At 29.4% G+C, this 4,451-nt stretch carries 3 protein-coding genes; all 3 read left to right on the top strand.

The genetic code is table 11. From position 1 onward, the window contains the following. Window positions 1-1,156 (top strand): gliding motility-associated C-terminal domain-containing protein (locus Q0352_RS14620; RefSeq protein WP_299528850.1); only part of this gene is annotated, 1,156 nt, incomplete at its 5' end. A 57-nt stretch (window positions 1,157-1,213) separates the two neighbouring features. Continuing rightward, the gene (locus Q0352_RS14615; RefSeq protein WP_299528847.1) at window positions 1,214-2,143 is read left to right on the top strand and encodes a type IX secretion system membrane protein PorP/SprF; all 930 of its coding nucleotides are present in this window, start codon (window positions 1,214-1,216) and stop codon (window positions 2,141-2,143) included. A gap of 62 nt (window positions 2,144-2,205) precedes the next feature. Next, on the top strand, window positions 2,206-4,140 hold the full coding sequence (locus Q0352_RS14610) for an OmpA family protein (RefSeq protein WP_299528844.1): 1,935 nt from the start codon (window positions 2,206-2,208) through the stop codon (window positions 4,138-4,140). The last annotated feature ends 311 nt before the right edge of the window (window positions 4,141-4,451 follow it).

Genomic DNA, 4,451 nt, shown 5'->3' with positions numbered 1-4,451 from the left:
ATATACTCCTGATATTTATTTCTTTGGAACAGATAGTTTTGTTTATACGATAACTGATGTTGATGGAGATTCTTCAAATGCGGTTGTTACTATTACAGTAGTAGTTGCTTCTGACCCATCAATTGAGTTAATTAAAACAGCTATCACTGGAGGAGAAGGAGCGGTTGGTGATATTATTACGTATACATTTACAATTACAAATACTGGAAATGTTACTTTAAACAATATCATTATAAATGATCCTTTAATTTCAGAAACTCCGATTGCGGTAGTTGGAATGTTAGAGCCAAATGCTAATGCTAATGTAAATGCTTATTATACAATTACACAAGCTGATATTGATACTGGTAGTGTAACTAATACAGCTATTGTATCTGGTGTAGATGTTTTAGGTAATGAAATTTCTGATGCTTCTGATAATGGTAATTCTAATGATGGTGATGATAATCCAACAATTACTTCATTAGAACAAAGACCAGCAATTGCAATTGTTAAAACTGCAGTATTTAATGATGATAATTCAGATGGCTATGCACAAGCTGGAGAAACAATTACATACAACTTTACGGTTAGTAATATAGGTAATGTAGCATTGTCAAATATTTCAATTACAGATCCGTTACCAGGAGTCGCAGTTTCAGGTAATCCAATATCTTTAGCAGCAGGTGAATTTGATGATGATTCATTTACAGCTACTTATGTAATTAAACAAGACGATATTAATTTTGGAAGTGTAACTAATCAAGCATCTGTAAGCGGAACAAGCCCTAGAGGTGTTGTTGTAGGAGATTCATCAGATGATTTAGATAATTATGGAGATAATCCTACTATACTAGGAATTTCAGGATGTATAATTGAAGTGTTTAATGCAGTTTCACCTAACGGTGATGGTGATAATGATGTATTCTATATTCGAGGTTTAGAATGTTATTCAGATAATAGAGTAGAGATTTATAACCGTTGGGGTGGTTTAGTCTTTGAACGTGACCATTACAATAACACAGATAGAGCATTTAAAGGAATTTCTGAAGGTCGTTTAACGGTTAATAAATCTAGAGAATTACCAGATGGTGCTTATTATTACATCTTGAAATATAAAGATGGAACTAATAACGTTCAGCAAAAAGCAGGTTATTTGTATATAAACAGAAGATAGATAATTAAATTTAATACCTAAGGGAGCATATCCCTTAGGTATACTAAAAGTAAATAAATGAAAAATAAAATATTAGTATTGGGTTTAATGCTTCTAGCTGGTTCTAATTATGCTCAACAGGATGCGCAATTCACGCAGTATATGTATAACACTATTAGCATTAATCCTGCATATGCTGGTTCTAATGTAGGGGTGAGTCTTTTCCTTTTAAACCGTTCACAATGGGTTGGTCTTGATGGAGCTCCAGTAACCACAAATGTTTCTGTCCATGCACCAATTAATAGGAGTAGCGTTGGTTTAGGTTTGTCTATTATTAATGATAAAATTGGTCCTTCAGACGAAAGTAATGTTGCGATAGATTTCTCATATACAATATTAATATCTGATACTTACAAGTTAGCATTTGGTTTAAAAGCTAGTGGAAATTTATTGAATATTGATTTTACCAAATTGAATCAATATTCTCAAAATGATTATAGTTTTGAAACAAATATTGAAAACAAGTTTTCACCAAATGTAGGTGTTGGATTGTATTTGTATTCAGATAAATCATATATAGGGTTATCTGCTCCAAATTTATTAGAAACCAAGCATTTTGATAAATATGCAAATGTAGGAGCGAGTAGTCTTATTGCTCAAGAAAGAATTCATTATTATTTAATTGCGGGTCACGTATTTGAGATAAGCTCTGATGTGAAATTTAAACCAGCATTACTAACAAAGTTGGTACAAGGTGCACCTCTACAAATAGATATATCAGGAAATTTTTTAATTAATGAAAAATTTACTGCAGGAGCGGCTTATAGATTAAATGCTGCTGTTAGTGCAATGGTTGGTTTTCAAGCAAGTGATTCTTTTTTTATAGGATATGGCTATGATTTAGAAACAACTAGATTAGCAAGTTATAATTCTGGGACACACGAAATATATTTGAAATATGATTTCTTTAATAGATTTGGAAAAGTAATATCACCTAGATTTTTCTAATCTCATTGTTAAGTAAGTATTAAAAAGAAATAAAATGTTAAGATTCTTTTAAATTAAGTAATATGAAAAATATAATTATTGTAATTTTTATGAGCATAACAGCTATAGGTTTTACACAAGAAAAATACAAAATAGCTGATATTTTTTTTGAGAAGATGCAATATAATGAAGCCATCAAACAATATGAAATTGCTATAGCTAACGGAGATATATCAAAAGAAATTCTTCAAAAGATTGGAGATGCCTATTACTTTAATACTAATATGGAAGATGCCAATAAATGGTATGGCAAATTAATAACAGAATATAAAGGGGAAATAGGGCAGGAATATATTTTTAGATATGCACAATCATTTCAAGGTATTGGAAAATATAAGGCAGCTAGAAAATGGATGAAAGAATTTTCAGAAAGAGCTAATATCAATTCAGAAAAACCAGTTCAAAATGAAATAGCTTTAAAAAATATTTTAGAAAAGGAACAACAGTTTGTTTTAAATAATCTTTCAATAAATACGGTATTTTCAGATTTTGGTCCTATGTATTATGGTGATAAATTAATTTACGCATCTGCTAAAGATTCATCATATTATCAAACAAATAAATATAATGTGAATAAACCTCTTTTTTTAAATCTTTATATAGGTAGTATTAACTCTAAGAATGCTGATGTTACCTTAATTAAAGAATTTTCAAGAGCATTGAATTCTAAATACCACGAAGCTACATTATCTTTTACATCAGATTTCAAAAAAGTATATTATACTAGAAACAATTATAATGGGAATAAAGGAATAGATAAGGTTGGAATTAACAGACTGAAACTTTATAGTGCTGCTGTAATTGAAGATGAAAATGGAAAAGTAGATTGGGGTAATATAAAAGAATTACCTTTTAATAGTGAAGAATATTCTGTAGGTCATCCAGCACTTAGCAAGGATGGAACTAAATTATATTTTGTTTCGGATATGCCTGGTTCAATAGGTGCTACTGATATTTTTGTAGTTGATATTTTAGGCGAAGATGAATATTCACGACCCCGAAATTTAGGAACATCTATAAATACTTCAGGAAGAGAAATGTTTCCTTTTGTTACTGAAAAAAAATTGTATTTTGCTTCTGATGGGCATTTGGGATTGGGAGGATTAGATATTTTTGAAAGTAATTACAATACCATTTTCGAAACTCCAGTAAATTTAGGAGCACCTCTAAATAGTGTTTTAGACGATTTCGGTTACATTGTTAATGAAGAAAAAAATAACGGATTTGTATGTTCTAATAGAAACTCAGGGAAAGGAGATGACGATATCTATTATTTTGATAGAATTTCAACAAAATCATGTAAACAAGCCATAAATGGATATATATCTAATAATTTAACAGGAGAACGGATTTCAAATGTGACAGTTATTTTATGCGCTACCAATGGTGATGAATTAGAAGAAACAGAAACTAAAATTAATGGAGAATACATTTTTAGTTATGAGTTAAATTGTAATATGGAATATCTTATTAAAGTTCAAAAAATAGGATATAAAAGCACTGAAAAACCTATCTTGACGAATGATAAAAGAGGAGAAACTGTTGTTCCAATAGGATTGGACTTTACAAATGAACTTATTGTTGAAGAAAACGGTTTACTTAAAATTAAGATTGGAATTATCTACTTTGATCTTAATAAATCCAATATTAGGAAAGATGCTGCCATTCAATTGGATAAAGTGGTATTGCTTATGAATCAATATCCTATGATGGTTTTAAATATAGAATCACATACGGACTCACGAGGACTAGATGATTATAATTTGGCCTTATCAGATAGAAGAGCAAAAGCTACAAGAGATTATATTATTTCAAAAGGCATTAATACTGAAAGAATTATTAAAGCTACTGGATATGGAGAAACTCAACTATTAAACGAATGTAAAAATGGAGTTCCTTGTTCCGATATTCTTAATCAACTAAATAGAAGGTCTGAATTTATCATCCTTAAAATTTAATTGAGCAAAAAGTATTGATGATAGAACACTTCGGCTTTGTCTCATGTATTAAAAATAATTATAAAACCAAAAAATATATCCCTCTTTTAACCTGCCAATGATATAAACGATTAAAGGTTGAACTTTTGGGTTTGTCATTCTAACTACTTCTATTACCGATAGAGGTCTATTTGTTGATACAACTTTTTAAAACTTCATTCATTTCAAAAGTAATTAATAAGTGAAGTTAAAAAGCAATTTATTATATTATAGATGCATTTTGTGTTTCTTTTTTTACGTTTTATTAGTTTAATATGACAAATATCATAGTA

Source organism: uncultured Lutibacter sp. (assembly GCF_937891065.1).
Taxonomy (GTDB): Bacteria; Bacteroidota; Bacteroidia; order Flavobacteriales; family Flavobacteriaceae; genus Lutibacter.
The sequence above is the reverse complement of the archived record's forward strand: the minus strand, read 5'-3'. Positions and strand labels throughout refer to the sequence as shown.

Excerpts from the sequence above, each read along its gene's own strand:
- Q0352_RS14615 (WP_299528847.1), top strand. The coding sequence starts at position 1,214 with ATGAAAAATAAAATATTAGTATTGGGTTTAATGCTTCTAGCTGGTTCT.
- Q0352_RS14610 (WP_299528844.1), top strand. The coding sequence starts at position 2,206 with ATGAAAAATATAATTATTGTAATTTTTATGAGCATAACAGCTATAGGT.